The sequence below is a fragment of the Aquabacterium sp. genome (assembly GCF_030652515.1).
Lineage (GTDB): Bacteria > Pseudomonadota > Gammaproteobacteria > Burkholderiales > Burkholderiaceae_C > Aquabacterium.
The window spans coordinates 24,880-41,919 of sequence record NZ_JAUSAR010000005.1 but is presented as its reverse complement, the minus strand read 5'-3'; the positions used below and the strand labels follow the sequence as shown (position 1 = coordinate 41,919).

Below are 17,040 nucleotides of genomic sequence, written 5' to 3'. Positions count from 1 at the left end.
TTAGCCGCCCGGATCAGGCATCATTCCTGACCAAGTTTTGACCTTTTCCTGGCCTGGGGCGATTGGATTTGGCAGGCCAGGCGCCGCTTAGACGAGCAGCAAAAGGTCCCTTAGCATGTGCAATCTCTACTCAATGACTTCCAAAGGTGAAGCCGAGCGATTTCTCGGCCAGATCGGACTGGACCTGGAGGACTATGAGGCGACTACGGTCGGGCCCTTTCAAACCGGTCTTTTCGTGCGACCGGGAAAGAACCCTGACACCACCAGGCTGGTTGGTCGCCTGGGCCAGTGGGGAATGATCCAGCCAGACAGTCCGACGCGCCGCCCTGCCTCGCGGGCCATCCTTACCAACAACGCGCGCATTGAAGACATCAAGCGGCGGGTTACCTACATGGGCGCATGGCGCAAGGCGCAGCGATGTCTCATCGTGGCAGCCTGGTACCAAGAACCCAACTGGGAGACCGGCAAGAACATCTGGTGGAAGATGCGCCGTGCAGATGGCCAACCCTGGGCTCTTGCAGGGTTGTGGTCCGAGTGGACCGACCCGAACACCGGAGAGTTGGTTGCCAACTACACAATGATCACGTGCAACTGCGATGGCCACCCGCTCCTTGCTCGCCTGCACAGGCCTGAAAAAGATCCGAAAACCGGAGAGGTTCTTCCACCCGACAAGCAAGACAAGCGGGCCGTTGTTCACATTGACAAGGCGGATTGGGATACTTGGCTACATGGCTCTGAGGCTGAAGCCGTCGCCTTGATCAAGCCCACGTCGGCCGATGTGTTTGACCAGTCGGACGCACGGCTTACCGACGAACTGCTGCGCGCCAAACAGCAACGAGCAACGGCCGAGCCGGAGACGAAGCAGGCCCCGCCCGATCAAGGATCGCTTTTCTGACCGTCCGACTCCTGCCATCAGTGGAAGTCCCGCGACTGGGTGTTCAGGCGCCCCAGCAAGTGAGTCAAGTCCAGCAACTTGCCCGCCACCAGGCTTTGCACGCCGCCTTCTGATTGCCAGGTGCCGTACACGGCCAGCAGCCGGGACTCCAAAAGCTCCTTGCGCTGGGCTTCTTTGATGCTGCGCCAGCAGATGACCTGCACGACACCGGTCTCATCCTCCAACGATACGAAGATCACGCCATTGGCCGTCTCAGGCTGTTGGCGCAAGGTCACCAGGCCGCAGCACCTGACCAACCTGCCATTGGGGCAGTCCTGGAGTTGCGCAGCGGTGAGCAGGCGCTGCTTGGCCAGGATGGGCCGCAGCAAGGCCAGGGGATGCCGACGCAGGGTCAGCCCGGTCGCCGCAAAGTCGAACACGATCTCCTCACCCTCGGGCGCTTCGGGCAGTTCGAGAAACTCCTCATCGACGGGCGCATCCCGCAACAAGGCAGGTGTCGAGCGCAGCGCGGAGGCATCCCAGACTTGCTGACGCCGATGCCCGCTGAGGCTCATCAAGGCATCGGCCCCCGCCAGCAGGCGCATCTCGTGCTGCTCCAGTCCGGCGCGCCGGGCCAGATCCTCGGCGCTGTCGAACACCCTCTCGGCTCGCTCCGCCACGATGCGCACCGCCGCGTCCCCGCGCAAGCCGATCAGCAACCGCAGCCCCAGCCTCACAGCGGGCTGGTGGTCGATGTCTTCCAGGGTGCAATCGACATCGCTGTGCATCACGTCGGCGGGCCGCACCTCGACCCCATGGCGCTTGGCATCCTGCACAAGCTGGCTCGGGCTGTAAAAGCCCAGGGGTTGCGAGTTCAACATCGCGGCCAGGAACTCGGCAGGGTGATGGCATTTGATCCAGCAACTGGCGTAGACCAGCAGGGCGAACGAAGCGGCGTGCGACTCCGGAAAGCCGTACTCGCCAAAGCCCTTGATCTGCTCGAAGATGGCCTCGGCAAATGCCTTTTCATAGCCCCGCGCCGTCATCCCATCGACGATCTTGTCGTAGTAGCGCTCCAGGCCACCCTTGCGTTTCCAGGCGGCCATGGCGCGCCTCAGGCCATCGGCCTCACCCGGTGTGAACCCCGCCGCCAGGATGCTGATCTGCATCACCTGCTCCTGAAAAATCGGCACGCCCAAGGTCCGCTCCAGCGCCTCCTTGAGCGCCTCACTCGGGTACACCACGGGCTCCAGGCCCTGTCGGCGTTGCAGGTAGGGATGAACCATCCCGCCCGTGATCGGCCCGGGCCGCACCAGGGCGACCTCGACCACGAGGTCATAGAAGCAGCGGGGACGCAGGCGAGGCAGCATGGTCATCTGCGCGCGGCTCTCGATCTGGAACACCCCCACGGTCTCGGCCTTGCAGATCATGTCGTAGGTGGCCACGTCTTCGGCAGGGATGTCCTGCATCTCGAAGCGGTAGCCCTTGCGCAGGCCGATGAACTCCAGCGACTTGCGGATGGCCGTCAGCATGCCCAGCGCCAGGCAGTCCACCTTCAGGAGCCCAACCGCGTCGAGGTCGTCCTTGTCCCACTGCACGACGGTGCGGTCGGCCATGGCCGCGTTCTCGATGGGCACCATCCGGGACAAGGGCCCCTTGGTCAAGACGAAGCCGCCCGTGTGCTGCGACAGGTGGCGAGGGAAACCCAGCAACTGGGTGGTCAACACCATGAGTTGCTGCACCTGAAGGTCATCGGGCGACAGGCCCAACTCGCGCACACGCTCCTCCTGCACATCGCGTCCGTCGAACCATTTGTGGCTCTTGGCCAGTTGGTCGATCACATCCGCATCGAAGCCCAGGGCCTTGCCCACATCGCGGATCGCGGACTTGGGGCGGTAAGAGATGATGACCCCGGTGATGGCCGCGCGCTCCCGGCCGTACTTGCGGTACAGGTACTGCAGCACCTCCTCGCGGCGCTCGTGCTCGAAATCGATGTCGATGTCGGGCGGCTCGTTGCGCTCGCGCGAAATGAAGCGCTCAAAGAGCACGCTCATGCGGGCCGGGTCCACCTCCGTGACGCCCACGCAGTAGCAGACCACGCTGTTGGCGGCCGACCCACGCCCCTGGCACAGGATGTGGCGCGAGCGGGCGAATTCAACGATGTCGGCGACGGTGAGGAAGTAATGCTCGTACTTCAGTTCGGTGATGAGTTCAAGCTCGTGCTCGATCTGAAGCTGGACCTTGGCCGGCAGCCCCTCGGGCCAGCGCCTGCCCGCCCCTTCGTAGGTGATGCGACGCAGGTAGCTCGCCGCCGTCTCACCCTGCGGCACCACCTCGTCGGGGTACTGGTATTTCAACTCGTCCAGCGAGAACTGGCAACGCGCGGCCACATGCAGGGTTTCGGCAAGAAGGTCCGCAGGATAAGTCTGGGCCAGACGCAGGCGGGTTCGCAAATGCCGCTCGGCGTTGGGCTGGAGCTCCAGGCCACATTCGGTGAGCGGCTTGCCCACACGCGTGGCCGTCATCACGTCCTGCAAAGGCTTGCGCGATCTGACGTGGAAATGCACATCACCCGTGGCCACCAGCGGGATGGCGGTGTGTTCACTGACCTGGCGCAGCCGGTACAGCCACATCTCGTCGTCCAGCAGCCGCAACAAGTCCACCCCCAACCAGCAGCGCCCCAGAAAGTGCGTCAAGACCCAGCGGGCTGCCTGCTCCAGTTGGGGCGGCGTTGACATGCGCTGCGGCGATGCAATCACCACGCAGTCCAGCAGTTCGCTGCCCGAGATGTCGGCGACGTCCAGGTGGTAGGAGCCCTTGTCCGATGAACGCCGCAACTTGGTGATGAACTGGCAGAGGTTGCCGTAGCCGTTGAGGTTGCACGCCAGGACCGTCAGAGAAAGGGGGAATGCGCAGGAAACCTGGAACTGGCTGCCCACCAGCAAGGTGAGGCCGTTCTCCTTGGCCGCCACGTGCGCCCGCACCATGCCCGACATGCTGCAGTCATCGGTCAGGGCCAGCGCGTGGTAACCCAGTTGCTTGGCGCGTTCGACCAACTCTTCCGGTCGGCTGGCGCCCTGCAGAAAGGAGAAGCTGGAAACGCAACGCAGTTCTGCGTACGGTGGGATGGTGGCCATGGCTGTTCCGGTTCAGGCGAAGTGCCCATGCAGGAACCACGCGGTCTCGTCATCGGCCAGGCGGGTCTGGAAGATCCACAGCAGCCCCGAATGCTCATTGAGCGCCACCCAGTAGTCGCGCATGACGTTGCGCGTGCTGGCCTGGCCCTCCTCTTCCATGCGGTCCCACCAACCGCCTTCGACGCGGTGCGGACCGGCCAGCAACTGCAACTCGCCCTGGTACAAAGGCCGGTGCCCTCGCGTGGCCAGGCGCAGCGGCTCGGGCAGCATGAAGGTCGGCTGCGGGATGTCTACCAGGCGGCCCAGCGTTCTCCGCTGCGCGCCCGGAAGGGCCTGCTCGCACGTTTGCCATTGGCACATCCATTCGCCACGGTGGTCCTCGACCACGCGGGGCCGCAGCACCCGCTCCGGCCCGAGCCGTGCAGCGATGCGCTCCAGCACCAGGGCCAGGCTTTCACCGGTCTGGTTGGCATCGGGCAGCAAGGACAGGTTCTGGTCCTCAAAGTGGTGGACCTCCACCGCCTCCAGGGCGATGTCGCCAACGGGCGCTCCCAGGTCCACCTTGGCCAGGTGCTCGGCCAGCAGCCGGGTCAGGTGCTCGATGTCGCGCGTGGGCTGGGCTGTGCGGATGGTCAGTTCGCCGCCATCGCCGGGCGCCCTGGCCCACAGCGAGTCGTGGCGCCATCGCAAGGTGAAGGCGCTGACACCGCACTGCCGCGCAGCCAGCCACCCGGACATCTGAACGAGCAAGCGGCGCGCTGCGAACAACAGGGCGGGCGCATGGTCCACCCGGTTCATCAGTTCGAGCCGCCCACAAAACGTGTCCGGCAAGGTGACCCATTCGTGGACCTCGGGCCGCAACCCGTAGGCCTGGTCCAGGGCAGCCAGCAACTGCGCGTCGAACCGGCGGCTCAAACCGCCGCGTGGCAGCGCGCGCACCTGGCCCAGGGTCTGGCAACCCAGGCGGGCCAGCGTCTGCTGGTGGGCGGCCACCGCGCTCAACGTCTGGATGGGCAGGCGGTCCAGCAATTGTTCAAGCGGTTTGGCAAAGCCGTTGGACACGCCACCCCGTGCCAGCGCGACCGACGCCAGGCTGGTGGGCGACCAGGCCAACTGCGTGATGCCCAGATCGGCGCTTTCCTGCCGCACGCGTTCGGCCAGCTTGCGCTTGCCACCGAACAGCCGCACGCTGGCGGCCACTTCCATGACGACGGCGGGCGACGCTGACAGCGGTTCAGTGATGGCGACGCGGGGGCTGAATTGAAGCGCCCACGCGGCCAGTCCCGAAGCCGCCTCAATGCGCAGCGATGCGTCGCGGCAAGGGCTGTCGAGAAGCAGTGCCACCCACAACATCCGGGATCGCCTGGCGCTCTTGGCGCGATGAAATGAGAACGCTCGGCTGGGCCAGCCGAGGGGTGATGATCGACTCCAGGCCGCCCGGGATCGAAGGGAGCCGCAGGGCCCCCTCATGGACGGGCCCCCTGCGCTTCAAAACGTGCAGGCGCAGGGCCCAATCGAGATCCAGGCGCAGTTCCACCCGCAGCGGCGCAGCCGAGGCCTCGTGCTGGGCCGCTGCCGGGCGGCAAAGGAACACCGGGCCATCGCAAATCTGCGAACAGATCTGCAGGCGGCGAATCTGTTCCTGGCGGGCCTGGGGCAGCCAGGCGATCAGGGCCCCGCAGGCGTTGCTCTTGACCAATTGCTCCGTCACCCACAGGCGCTGAGCCGGGGTATCCGCCTGGATCCACACCAGGTTGCGCTCATCCAGGCCCATGCGGCGCAGGCCAGGGAGGTGCGGGTGCTTGGCCGGGCCCACGATCACCACCATCTTGTTGGCGGCCACGATGGCCTTGAGGGCAGGCATCAACAGGCGCCACTCGGCAATGGAAGGCTGAGGCTGCAAAACCTCTGTGATCGCGTGGCAGGGCCAGCCGCCGCCTGGCAGTTCCTTGTCCAGCTCGGCCCAGCCCGTTGATACCACCTGTGTGACGCTGGAGCCCAGTTCATTGCCCCGCCACAGCGCTGCGGCGACTTCTGGCGGCAGTTCGCCGGGCGGCAGCGTCGCTTTGGCGGTTGAAAGGGTCTGGCTGGGCGCTGGGTCCTGCCAGTCGAGGTCGGCAAACATGAGATGCTGGGTCCGCTGGTAACTGTATTTATATACAGTATCACGTCCAAACGGCCCATGTCGAGCATCTGACCATCGCCGACCTGGAATTGAGGCAGGTTTTCACGAGATGAAGCTACCTCGTCTGAAACCTTCTGAATTGAGGACAGCCGTCAGAGCTTCCATGTGTAAGAAGGAAAGCCCTACCTGCTTGCTAGCCTTGCGCGCCCACGCAAGGATCGACCCACTGAGGCCGATGACGCCAAATGACATGTCACTTTAGGAACTGGTCGCAGACAGTGCTTGGCAAGTGAATAATTTTTAGAATAATTTGCGCAAGCGTTTGTGGCTGAGCTACACTTCCGGAAACCGGGACCTGACAATCTCTACTGCCATGATCACCTTTCAAGACCGCGACGCTTCCGAAATCTTTGGGTCTCACCACGCGGCGCTCTTACGTCGTTGCATCCACTTGGCGTGGGAAGACTGGAGCACCAGTCCTTACGGCGCTCAGATGCAGACAAAAAGCTTCCGAGCTCAGTTCATGAGCAATCAGATCATTTATTGGGCCAAGCAAGAGACCGAAGGCTTATCTGACGTTCGGGTCGATACGGTCCATGGCAACCTGGGATTAGTCATCCAAAACAGAGTCTTTGTGCGGCCCAAGTACGCTCGGATGAATTTTCGATCAAGTAACTATCCGACAAAGTCTGCAATTGCTTTTCACGATCAGTCAGTCGATCTCTTTGGCGGAATAGCCCGTCTAGAAGTGATCTACACATTGAATGCGCTTGGGACGGCCATACAAGACATCTGCTTGACCCAGCGTCACCAAAATAAAATCATGTGGTTGCTACCGCTGCTAGGCGACACCGAACTCACGCAGTCCAACCTGGTACCGATGTCGGGCCAGGAACGCAGCGGTACTGCAGCAGACCGAATCATCAAAACCAACAAGAAGTCCCATGGCACAGCTCAACAAGATCAACCCAAGCGAGGTGGCGACGCAGTTTAGGTCGGACCTCGTTCATTTGCGTCGGCGAATGCTTGGCATGAGTCAGGCAGAGCTGGCTACCGCTTCTGGTCTCTCGCAATCCATCCTGTCCAAACTGGAGGATGGCCTTAGAGAGGCGACAGAGAGCCAACAGGCAGCACTTGCTGATGCATTGCGCTGCCCTGTTGCGTTTTTCTTCCAGAAGGAACGTGAGTACGGTGCCCCTATCAGCGCCCACCCAATGTTTCGAAAACGAGCAGCTGTCGGGGTCAAAGTCCTGAGTCGATTCATTGCCGAGCTGAACGTACGAATTGCACACCTTCGTGCCTTCTTAAAGGCCGTCGAGATCGAACCTGAACTCCCCATCCCTCAATACGACATAGATGATTTCGATGGAGGGGCGGAGGAAGTCGCTGAGCATGTCCGTCGTGCCTGGTACATCCCGAATGGTCCGATCAAATCATTGATGGACTATGTGGAACGCTCCGGCTGCATCGTTGTACCGCTCGACATGGCTGAAGCGCAGATCGATGGCGTTAGTTACCGCATACCAGGCTTGCCGCCGATCATTTTTCTGAACAATCGAGCGCCGGCTGACAGACAACGCTTCAGCCTGGCTCACGAGTTGGGCCATATCGTCATGCACTCAATCCCCCACCCTGAGATGGAGGATCAGGCGAACCAGTTCGCCTCAGCTTTGCTGATGCCGAGTGGGGACGTCATGCCGCATCTACGCGACATTTCCATTGAGCGTGCGGCGCAACTGAAAAAGGTCTGGCGTGTGTCGATGGCGGCACTATTGGTGCGTGCCAAAACCATCGGTGCAATCGATCACTACAAGTCAGACTATCTCTGGCGTCAAATGTCTGCTCTTGGGTATCGCATGCAGGAGCCTCCCGAAGTCGCCTTTGAGCGTGAGCGGCCGACGGTGTTTCCTGCCCTCGTCCAACACCTCACTGAGGAGTTGGGATACACGCAGCAAGATCTTGAGCACGTCCTTGCGCTGCACTATGAAGAAGTGGCGCAAATGTATGGCTTACAAACACGCACCGGACTCAGACTCGTGAACTGAGCGTGGTTGACACGGTTCCTGCGCTGCGGCGCACAGCCGTGTTGAGAACCAACGACATGGTTCATTCCACCCCCAGCGCCTTGAACACCGCATCTACAGGATCCGAATAAAAGCTTGTCTGGAACTTTGCGAACAGTTCGCCAGGCACCGACGGAATGTCGGTCACGCTGGACATCGGCAGCAAGATCCTCTTGGCGCCAGCGTCAAACGCCACTTGCAGGCTCTCAGCCAAGTTGCGAGCCTGAGTGACGGTGCCACCCAGGCTCATGTCGCCCATCACCGCCATCTGGCTCTGCAGTGGCCGCCCAAGCGCAGCAGAACACAGCGCAATGCAACTGGCCAGGGTCAAGCCCTCGGGCGCGCCAGCACTCTGAAGCTCCACCAAATGGACGTGATAGTCCTTCTCGGTGGGATGGATCGATGCACTGACCCGGGAGGCATTCGCCTTGAAGTAGTCAAACGCCACACGCACAGGCTCTCGTGCCAGTGCGCCTGATACCGACAACTTGCCGCCACCCGCCATGGCTTGGATTTCCATGCGGTACACGCCTGGCATGCCGCCATCGCCCATCGCAATGGTGTGCAACACGCCGGGCTGCAAACGCCCTTCGGGGATCAACCCACCCCCATTTTGCTCAAGGACCGAAATGAAGCGTTCCTGCATGTCCTCCAAGTCGATGTAGGAGAAATGCACGTCGTAGAACTCCATGCCGCCGATCTTCTTGAGCTGCTCCTTCACCCGGCGGCGAGTCTCCAGCGCGTACTCAAGGCAGGTTCGCACCTGGTCCTTGTTGTACTCACCATGGGGGCACAAAAGTTTGAGCAGGCCAGACACCGTGCGGCGCACAGCGATGGTGTCACGCTGATTCAGGTTGTTGCCTAACTTGAAGAACTTGTCGATGGCATCGGCAAAGCTCGTCTTGCGCATTTCACGCAGGGCCTCGGCCAGGTAGTCCACGATCAGGCCGAACTGGTTGGTGAAGAACTCCGGCCGCATTTTCGGGATCTCCCAGCCAGGCACATAGGCATGGAAGCGATCGAAGAACGCGGAGTCGATCATGACGTCAGGGAACGGGCTGAACAGGTGACTGGTCTTCACCAAGGTCTCAACCGTCTGGCCTTGCGGCAAGTTGCCGACGAACACCATGGACGCATTGGCGTTGATCGATTCACGCCCTCGGCTGAATGAGCCCGACGCCATGTAGTCCTTCATGATCTGGACACCGTCCTGATCCTTGAAGTTGATGCCTGCCACTTCGTCAAAAGCCACGCAGTCCCACAGGCCCACCAAGCCCACCTTGCGGGCAGCCATGTTGTAGAACAGGTTGGCCACCGTGGTCTGCCCACCTGAAACCAGGATGCTGTTGGGGCTGATTTCCTTGTAGATGTGGCTCTTGCCCGTACCACGCGGGCCCAATTCGCAGAAGTTGTAGTTGTTCTCCACCAGGGGAATCATGCGGGCCAGCAGGTGCCATTTCACGCGTGTTTTGAAGGCCGATGGCTCCATGCCGGTCGAGCGGATCAAAGCGTCGATCCACTGTTCATCCGTGAACTGCTTGCGCCCCTCAAACAGAGCCTGCATGTCCATGTTCGGCATCTGGATGGGCTTGAGGTCTTCAACGATGAAGGGCGAACCCTTCTGGTTCTCCTCAAACGAGTAGCGCAGCGTCACGATGCACCAAATACCGCCCACCAACAGCTTCTCAAACTGGCGCACGATGCGGTCGGATATCTCGGCGCTTTTGACACCCAGGTTGGACAGCAGCGCCTCGTACACGTCGCGCTTCTCGTTGAGCTTGACGGTGATCTTGTCGATGACCTTGTAGCTGCCACTCTCGCGGATCTTGGACTTGACCTTCTCGGCCTCATCCGGGCGCACATAGTTCTCGGCCAGGATGCGTTTGACGTTGGTCAGTCCGGCCTGGATCGTGGCTTCGTCATCAGACGCGCAGTACATGCCCAGCAGGTACTCCAGCACGTACACGGGCACATTGGCGCCCTCTTTGATGAGCTTGGTCAAGTCCTTGCGCACCACCTTCCCGGCAAAGTACCGGTTCAGGAGGGTGTCCACATCAGAAGGCTCAGCGGTATGGGTTTGATCAGTCATGTCGGCCCTCATCAAAAGTCATTGGTGAATGCCAAGTCAATGCGGAAAGGCGCACGCAGCACCTCCACATTGGGTGGCAGGGCCTCACGCACCACCAGGTAGTAGTCACGCATGCGGTCATAGTTGCCTGAGCGAACGGTCAGGACAACCGACTTGACCCAATCGTTCATGCTGGTGGACGTGCTGTCCAAGGTTAAGGCTTGCTCGTCGCTGATCAACTCTTGGCCATCACGCAAAGACACCAACACACTGCGTGCCTGGACACGAGCGGAGACAGCCTCGGCCTGGATGAACTCGAAGCGCTGGGTGTTCGTGACCACCTTGTTGGATGAGCCCAGCAAGCTGACACCCACCGAGCGCGTTCGGGCCGTTGCAGCCTCACTGGACCGGATGGTGACCAGGGGCACGATCACCTCTTGGGGCATGGCGCTGCCGTGCACAAACCGGGCACCGCCTGCGAAATGAAAGCGCATGGTGCCCTTGGGCAACCAGAAGTCCATGCTGCCTTCACCTGCATCGGTCCCGGCGGTGATGCCCGTGTTGCCTTGCCATGCCTTGGCATTGCTGGGCAGATTGCGACCCAGGAGGTAACGCTTTTTAGCGATCACCGTGCCGTCTGGCTTCTCGCCCAGGGCCGCCTTGTCTGCGCCATCAAGGGCCGACTCTTGGTAGATGAAACCATGGTCTGCCGTCAAGAGCACCAACGAGCCATTCAAATTGTTGACAATGTGGCTGACGATGGACTGCAACTCAACAATGGTGTCTGCCACGGCATCGAAGGTTTGCCCTTCAGATGCCTGCTTGTCACCCAGCATGTCGATGCGGTCGTGATACACGTAAACAAGCTGATGCTCTTTGACCAGCTCACGGCCTTTTTCTTTACCCAAGGACAGCAGGTCGTCTGCCTTGACAGCCAAGCCACCATGATGGCTCAGCACCGTGCTTCGAGCCTCCAAGGTGGCAGTAGGCAAGGCATCTGCCAACACAGCACCGTCTGCCTTGTAGGCCAGCGTTTCGTGCGGCAACAAAGCTGCCATGCCCAGTGAGGTGTAGCTTGGCAGCACGCCCAACATGGCATCCAACTGCGCCTTGAGGCGGTTGGTGCTGTTGATTTCGCGAACCAGCTCTTCGGCAGCCTCGTATCGAAAGGCATCCGAGATCAATACAAAGACACGCTTCACGCCGCCCTTCTGGGCGCTGACAACCTTGTCTTGGAAGAAGTTCTGTTGCTTTGGAAAAGCACTCAGCATCGACAGATTCAGCTGCCCCGCATCGCCCTCGATGACCTTGCCCCATGCAGACGACAGCTGCGGCATGAACCATCCGGCATAAGCATCCTCGACCACCGTCTTGAGCTCATGCAACACCGCCCAACCACTGGGCTCGACCAGGCAAGCAGCGCGGTGGAAACGCCGGTAGCGCTGATCAAAGAGGTAAAGCTGGCTGCAGTAGCGGGCCACGGCGTCGTTCGCATCGACAAAGCTCAGGCCTGCTGCATGCTCCTCTTTGAGGGCCATGAACTCGGCGGCGGCCTCCAGGGCCTCATAACAGGCCGTGAGGGCTCGGGTCTGCTCACTGGCACCAGCCATCAGCGGGTTGACCCAAGGCCCATCACGGCGACGCGCCACCAAGGGCCGCAAACTGGCCAGCACCGCCCCGCCCTGCCCAATGATGCGTTGCTTGAGCACGCCCAAAATGCGTTGCTCGATCACGGAGAAAGTCACCGTATCTGCCAGGTCTTCCGGCTGGAAGGCGCTCAAGAGGCCCATCAGGTTCAAGGTTTCTGCAACTGCGGCAGACACGTCGGCATACGACTTGTGAAGGCTCAAATCACTGCGCCAGCGAGCGGCCAGCACTGAGGCATTCGCAGCCAACACCTTGTTGGGCAGAACCAGGTGCGCCAAGGCTGCAGGGCACGGCACGTTCAAGCCGCGCACAAAGTCGGTCGCCAGTATGCGGATCAGCAGATCTTGCAGAGACGGCGATTCAGTCGCATACCCAAGGTTCAGCTGCATCAGCACCCAGAAGGCATCCTGAAGCTCATGGTTGACGATCTCTTGCCAGGCCTTTGGCTCTTCCACCAAGGTGGCCTCACCGGGCACCCACAAACCGTGCAGCAAGCGCATGGCCAGGGCCAAGGCATCGGACTCATCAGTGCGCAATAGCACCGCCATCATCTTGCGGTCCAAGGCCTCGGCGTCATCGCCCGGCATGGCCAGACGCTTGAGGCGCTCAACGCGATCTTTGGCCCGCAAGAACTTGCTGCGCAGCTTCAAATGCGGCAACAACGACAGTGTGGTCAGGCCCAGGTCTTCCAGCAACATGGAAGCACTGTCAGCGCGAAAGTTTTTGCTGCGCAGGCGAACGTCGAGCAACCAATCAGACTCTGGCAAGGGCTGCTCTTTGTTGCTGTAGATCAGCCAAGCTTGTCCAACGTCAGCTTCAAGCTGCATCTTGATTCGCAGTGCCGACTCATGGTCCAGCTTGAGCACCCGAACATGGCCTAACTCCAGCTGGTCTAACTGGGCGGCAAACTCTGCATCCGGGTCGTGCCAAAACACAACTCGCTGACTGGCGAAACTGGCAGAGAGGCTTTCTGTGAGGCGTTGTAGATTCATGAATGGGACGTCAATCAATGGGGCGGTTTATGCACAGCGGCATCAAGGATTGATGGAATGCGCTGAAGCCTTGCTCAAGCGTTTGCTCCATGTAAAAACGGGCCTCGGCCACGCTGGCGCACTTGGCGAAGATCTGGATGTTGTGCCCCCAGGGCATTTTCGCCAGCAAGGCAGACAGTTCGGGTTCAGTGCCTGCCCACGGTGTATCTCGCAATTTGGCAACAGCCTGTTGCCAAATTGCAGGATCACAGTAGAAGCGGAAGAAGGCGCGGCAATACCGCAGGTTCTTGGATGAAAAACCACCGATCTCAGGGAAGGCTGCCCTCAGGTCCTGACTGAATGCGTCAATGAACCCGCTGCCCCATTGCGCCAGCGACTCCCGATCCACAATTTGCGCCCCAATTTCGTAGTACAGCGCGATCAACTCACCATTGGCGGCCAAGGCCACCTTCATCCGGGTGGCAAGGATCTTTTGCTTGATGGCCTTGAGCCAGTCCTGGTAGTCAGCCAACACAGCGGGCGGAAGAGCCCGAAGGTTCGTCATGCTTGGTTCAGTCATCACCAGCCCCTCCAGCCACCACCTTCACCCCCTCCAGCAAATCCCCGAACTTGCCATAGTTCACCTTCACCCCATCATCCAGATCCAGGGTGATGCGCATGTCAGCGTAGTGGCGCAGCTGCTCATCGTAGGCCAGTAGCTCTACGTGCTTCTTCTTGAGCTTTTCCACTTCCTTGGCCAGCTTGTTGCGGGCGGCGGTGCTGCTGGCAGCGAGCGCGTCTTTTTGCAGCATCTCGATGCGGCTTTGGATCTTGCCGGTGAGGGGCACGACGTATTCGGCGCGCAGGCGGGCGAGTGTGCCCTCATGGTAGCGGTGCAAATAGACCAAGGCCTGGAAGGCACCTTGTTTGCCGCTGCTGAAGAGCCAGTAGATGGGGCGCTTCTTATAGGTTTGCACGTGGTCTTTGAAGAACTTGTCGGCGAGGTAGCGGCGGATGGTTTCGTCTGGGGTCTCAGACGCTTTGGTGCCCAGGCTCTCGGCCAGCCAGGCCATGTTTTCTTCCAAAGTATCTGGCCCCCAAACGGCGAGCTGGAATTCGCGGATGCGGCTGCAGGCGTCGTCGGCAAACCAGAGTTCGTCGGTGAAAGGGACGATGGCGTCGGCATCTGCGGGAAAGGTGACATAACGGCCAGGCTCGAAGCCGACGTTGCCCGCGTGGGCATAGATCAGGCCGGGCTCATCCAAGCTGTAGCGCCCCATCATGCAGCCGATGGCGTAGGAGATCAGGCGCTGGCAGTCTTTTTCGCGGTCTGCACGAGCAAGCGTAATTTGATCTTCGGGGACTTTCGCAGACAGCTCCTCTGCAAACCCGAAGTGTTCAATTAGTAGGCTGTTTATAGATGCTTCGTTGTCCGCGCTTCTGAACCGTGCAGCAACTCGCTTAGCGGAGACTTGCTCCCAACATGAGCCCAATAGCCCATTGGACTCCGCTAGTTCTATCAGGGGGTCGCCGACAAAATAAAAAGATCCTTCAAATGAATCCCAGTCTCGCTTATGGTCATCAACTAAACAGTCGACTATTGGAATGATTTCTTCACAAAGCACAGCATTCGAAACTATTGGAATATTTGCAATATCCCCTGTATTTAAATTCAGAGTTGGATTGATGATCTTTGAAAAATACTCAAAAACCGAACTGTTTGCCTGACCCATAAGGGCACGGCTATCTATTGCCGTGGGAAAAAGGGTGTTTGATGCTGAACTAAACAGACAACCTACAGGAAGCAGCCTAGATGAAAACTGGGCAGATGTAATGGGTGACCAAGTTACACCTTCCTTGAATATGTAATCCAGATTCAATCCCACCGCACGAATTAGGCCATTTGTGTGCTTTGCATTCTGAAGAACATGGCCGTCGTTTTCCCAAAGAACGACATCCTCAATCATGCCGTACCACTTTCTAAACCCACCCCCGTTAGCGTACGGAAACCATTTTTTATTTGATACCTTTGCTTCATCTCTCGACATTCCGAGGCCGATTTTTTCAATATTTAGCTCGCTCCAAATTCGCACATATTTATTGTTATCCCCCGTTGCCATGCCCTTTCTGGGTATGGCAACTTGGCCAATCTTTACATCTACCGCGAATGCTGAGATGGCTTCTTCGCTGAGCCAATAGGCAATCGGACTACCAGGAACTTTTCGGAAATCTACAGTTGCTCGCATGTATGGATTACATGAGAAGAATCTTTGAGAAAGTTCATCGTTGACTGCGATACTGCCCTGCTTGTCGAATAATTTCTTGAATGACCCAATTAATCCAGACGAAGCGCCCTTGAAGAGTACGAACGCACAGCTTCCGAAGTCGGACCCAAAAACACCTCGGCCGTTGTGGCAAAGAGAATCAATTCCAATGGAGTTTGTCAGCCAATCTCGCAGCGACTGAAACGAAGACAAAAACATCCAATTGGGTATTGTCAACATTGCGACAAGTCCTAGTCCTTTGAGAAATCTAGTGTTTCTCGCCATGAAGGCCGTATAAAGGTCACCTTTTTCGTTAGCGTAGTTGGTCTCTATATATTCCTTCAACACATTGGCATAGTAACGAATGCCCATATAGGGCGGATTCGCCACCACCGCATCAAACTGCATCGCCAGCACGTTCGCCTGCTGCACCAACGGCAGCAAATCATCCGCCGCAGCAGTGGCATACAACTCCCCACTTTGCTTCACCAAGGCCAGCACCTCAGGCAACAACGCCAGATGCGTCTTGAGCGCATAAGGAATCTGGATCAGAGAGCCAAATGTTTTGGCGTGCTCAAAGGTGTCCACTAACGCGGTGATGGTGGCGCGCTGCACACTGAACGGAGCCAGGTGGGTGGCGAGTTCGTCCACGCTCAGGCCTTTGCTCTCTTGCAGACTCAGCACATTGAGCTTGGGCGGCTGCAGGGTGCCTGCATCGTCCGTGGCGGTGAACAGGCGGCGGTCGTCGGCACGGGCTTTCATCAGCAGGGCAAAACCGGCCATTTGGGCGGCGCGGTCGTCAATGTCCAGGCCGTAAAGGTTCTTTTCCAGGATCAGGCGGGGGATAGCTCGGGGCTGGTAGCCGCGCTCCAGGTAGATGGCCTTGAGCACGTCATAGGCCACCACCAAGATGTGGCCGCTGCCACAGGCCGGGTCCAGCACGGTGATGGATTCGGGGTTGAGGACATCGCCATCTTCACGCACTCGGGTCTGGATGAGGGCATCAAGCTGGGCTTGCACCTCAGGCGTTTGCTCGGCAGGGGTAATGTAGTAAGGCCACTCTTCGGCCAAGGTGCTTTGCGGGTTGGCCATGAGCCACAGGCGGCCCACGCTGTTTTGCACCAGGTACTGCACGATCCAGTTGGGCGTGAAAAGCTGCGTGGCAGCGGGGATGTCCTCTGACTTGACCACCTTGCCGATGACCTGGTCCTTCTTCTCACTGATGTAGAACTGGTACAGCCAGCCGATGATTTCGACCTCGGCCCAGTCTTCTTCGGGGATCTCATCCACCAGCTTGGCAATGACAGAGTCGCTGCGCAGCAGGTTGTCGGGCAGCAGCAGCTCGGAGTCGTCGTCAATGCGCTCAAACAAGAAGGGCATGGCACCATGCAGCGCATTGCATTGCGCCACCAGCACACGGCGGAACAGCTCGCTATCTTGGTTGTCCAGCTTGAATTGCCGCACGGCGTCTGGCCGCAGGCCTGGCAGGTCACCCGCCTCGGCCAAGTCCAACGCGTAGGCCAAGGCCTCCGGCAAGCCCCCTTCGGGGTTTGACAGCACCCGGCGGCCATGGCCAAGATAGTCATGCAGCTCCATGTAACGCAGGGCTGCAAAGCGGTTGAACCAGGTGTAGGCCACAGCCTCCAGCGTTGCGGAAAAGCCATCGCGCTTCATGCGCTGGAACAAGCGCTCACGCTTGCCTTGCACGCTGGCAGGCCAGGGGCGGCCTGCGATCACGGCCACCTCACCGTTCACCGTGCAAGGTTCTGCCTGCGGTGTGCCGCCCACCTCGTTCAAGCCCAGCAATTGCGCACGGGCTGTTACAGCGGCAATGAAGTCCTTGCGGGCCTGCGGGGCGTAACGCTTCAGATTGGTCTTGTTCATGGGGTTC

The 17,040-nt window shown here is 59.6% G+C and carries 10 protein-coding genes; 3 read left to right on the top strand and 7 right to left on the bottom strand.

Annotation, left to right across the window (positions count from 1 at the left end; all coding sequences use genetic code 11):
- The first annotated feature begins 115 nt into the window (after positions 1 to 115).
- Positions 116 to 895, top strand: coding sequence for an SOS response-associated peptidase (locus tag Q7V20_RS00325; RefSeq protein WP_304785980.1), 780 nt, complete (start codon positions 116 to 118; stop codon positions 893 to 895).
- 17 nt (positions 896 to 912) lie between these two features.
- Here Q7V20_RS00325 and Q7V20_RS00320 read toward each other — a convergent pair whose 3' ends face one another.
- Genes Q7V20_RS00320 through imuA form a run of 3 tightly spaced genes read right to left on the bottom strand, consistent with a single transcriptional unit; the run spans position 913 to position 6,136 of the window.
- Positions 913 to 4,011, bottom strand: coding sequence for an error-prone DNA polymerase (locus Q7V20_RS00320; RefSeq protein WP_304785978.1), 3,099 nt, complete (start codon positions 4,009 to 4,011; stop codon positions 913 to 915).
- Positions 4,012 to 4,023: 12 nt separating this feature from the next.
- Positions 4,024 to 5,364, bottom strand: coding sequence for a DNA polymerase Y family protein (locus Q7V20_RS00315; protein ID WP_304785976.1), 1,341 nt, complete (start codon positions 5,362 to 5,364; stop codon positions 4,024 to 4,026).
- Positions 5,306 to 6,136 carry a translesion DNA synthesis-associated protein ImuA gene (gene imuA / locus Q7V20_RS00310; RefSeq protein WP_304785974.1) on the bottom strand — a complete coding sequence of 277 codons (831 nt, stop codon included), beginning with the start codon at positions 6,134 to 6,136 and terminating at the stop codon, positions 5,306 to 5,308. The genes Q7V20_RS00315 and imuA overlap by 59 nt, the downstream gene beginning before the upstream one ends.
- Positions 6,137 to 6,509: 373 nt before the next feature.
- Here imuA and Q7V20_RS00305 point away from each other — a divergent pair, with 373 nt between their 5' ends.
- On the top strand, positions 6,510 to 7,130 hold the full coding sequence (locus Q7V20_RS00305; protein ID WP_304785972.1) for a hypothetical protein: 621 nt from the start codon (positions 6,510 to 6,512) through the stop codon (positions 7,128 to 7,130).
- Positions 7,081 to 8,181: an ImmA/IrrE family metallo-endopeptidase gene (locus Q7V20_RS00300; protein WP_304785970.1), complete on the top strand. Its 1,101-nt coding sequence runs from the start codon at positions 7,081 to 7,083 to the stop codon at positions 8,179 to 8,181. The genes Q7V20_RS00305 and Q7V20_RS00300 overlap by 50 nt, the downstream gene beginning before the upstream one ends.
- Before the next feature lie 61 nt (positions 8,182 to 8,242).
- Here the strand turns inward: Q7V20_RS00300 and brxL are convergent, their stop codons facing one another.
- Genes brxL through pglX form a run of 4 tightly spaced genes read right to left on the bottom strand, consistent with a single transcriptional unit; the run spans position 8,243 to position 17,033 of the window.
- Entirely contained in the window at positions 8,243 to 10,288 is a 2,046-nt protein-coding gene (gene brxL / locus Q7V20_RS00295) for a protease Lon-related BREX system protein BrxL (RefSeq protein WP_304785968.1), read from the bottom strand.
- Positions 10,289 to 10,299: 11 nt separating this feature from the next.
- The gene (pglZ, locus tag Q7V20_RS00290; protein WP_304785966.1) at positions 10,300 to 12,906 is read right to left on the bottom strand and encodes a BREX-1 system phosphatase PglZ type A; all 2,607 of its coding nucleotides are present in this window, start codon (positions 12,904 to 12,906) and stop codon (positions 10,300 to 10,302) included.
- A gap of 10 nt (positions 12,907 to 12,916) precedes the next feature.
- Positions 12,917 to 13,450, bottom strand: a complete 534-nt coding sequence (locus Q7V20_RS00285; RefSeq protein WP_304785964.1) for a DUF1016 N-terminal domain-containing protein — start codon at positions 13,448 to 13,450, stop codon at positions 12,917 to 12,919.
- A gap of 7 nt (positions 13,451 to 13,457) precedes the next feature.
- On the bottom strand, positions 13,458 to 17,033 hold the full coding sequence (pglX, locus tag Q7V20_RS00280) for a BREX-1 system adenine-specific DNA-methyltransferase PglX (protein ID WP_304785962.1): 3,576 nt from the start codon (positions 17,031 to 17,033) through the stop codon (positions 13,458 to 13,460).
- Positions 17,034 to 17,040: the final 7 nt, after the last annotated feature.

Coding starts and splice junctions, on each gene's coding strand:
- Q7V20_RS00325 (WP_304785980.1), top strand. CDS start 116: ATGTGCAATCTCTACTCAATGACTTCCAAAGGTGAAGCCGAGCGATTT.
- Q7V20_RS00320 (WP_304785978.1), bottom strand. CDS start 4,011: ATGGCCACCATCCCACCGTACGCAGAACTGCGTTGCGTTTCCAGCTTC.
- Q7V20_RS00315 (WP_304785976.1), bottom strand. CDS start 5,364: ATGTTGTGGGTGGCACTGCTTCTCGACAGCCCTTGCCGCGACGCATCG.
- imuA (WP_304785974.1), bottom strand. CDS start 6,136: ATGTTTGCCGACCTCGACTGGCAGGACCCAGCGCCCAGCCAGACCCTT.
- Q7V20_RS00305 (WP_304785972.1), top strand. CDS start 6,510: ATGATCACCTTTCAAGACCGCGACGCTTCCGAAATCTTTGGGTCTCAC.
- Q7V20_RS00300 (WP_304785970.1), top strand. CDS start 7,081: ATGGCACAGCTCAACAAGATCAACCCAAGCGAGGTGGCGACGCAGTTT.
- brxL (WP_304785968.1), bottom strand. CDS start 10,288: ATGACTGATCAAACCCATACCGCTGAGCCTTCTGATGTGGACACCCTC.
- pglZ (WP_304785966.1), bottom strand. CDS start 12,906: ATGAATCTACAACGCCTCACAGAAAGCCTCTCTGCCAGTTTCGCCAGT.
- Q7V20_RS00285 (WP_304785964.1), bottom strand. CDS start 13,450: ATGACGAACCTTCGGGCTCTTCCGCCCGCTGTGTTGGCTGACTACCAG.
- pglX (WP_304785962.1), bottom strand. CDS start 17,033: ATGAACAAGACCAATCTGAAGCGTTACGCCCCGCAGGCCCGCAAGGAC.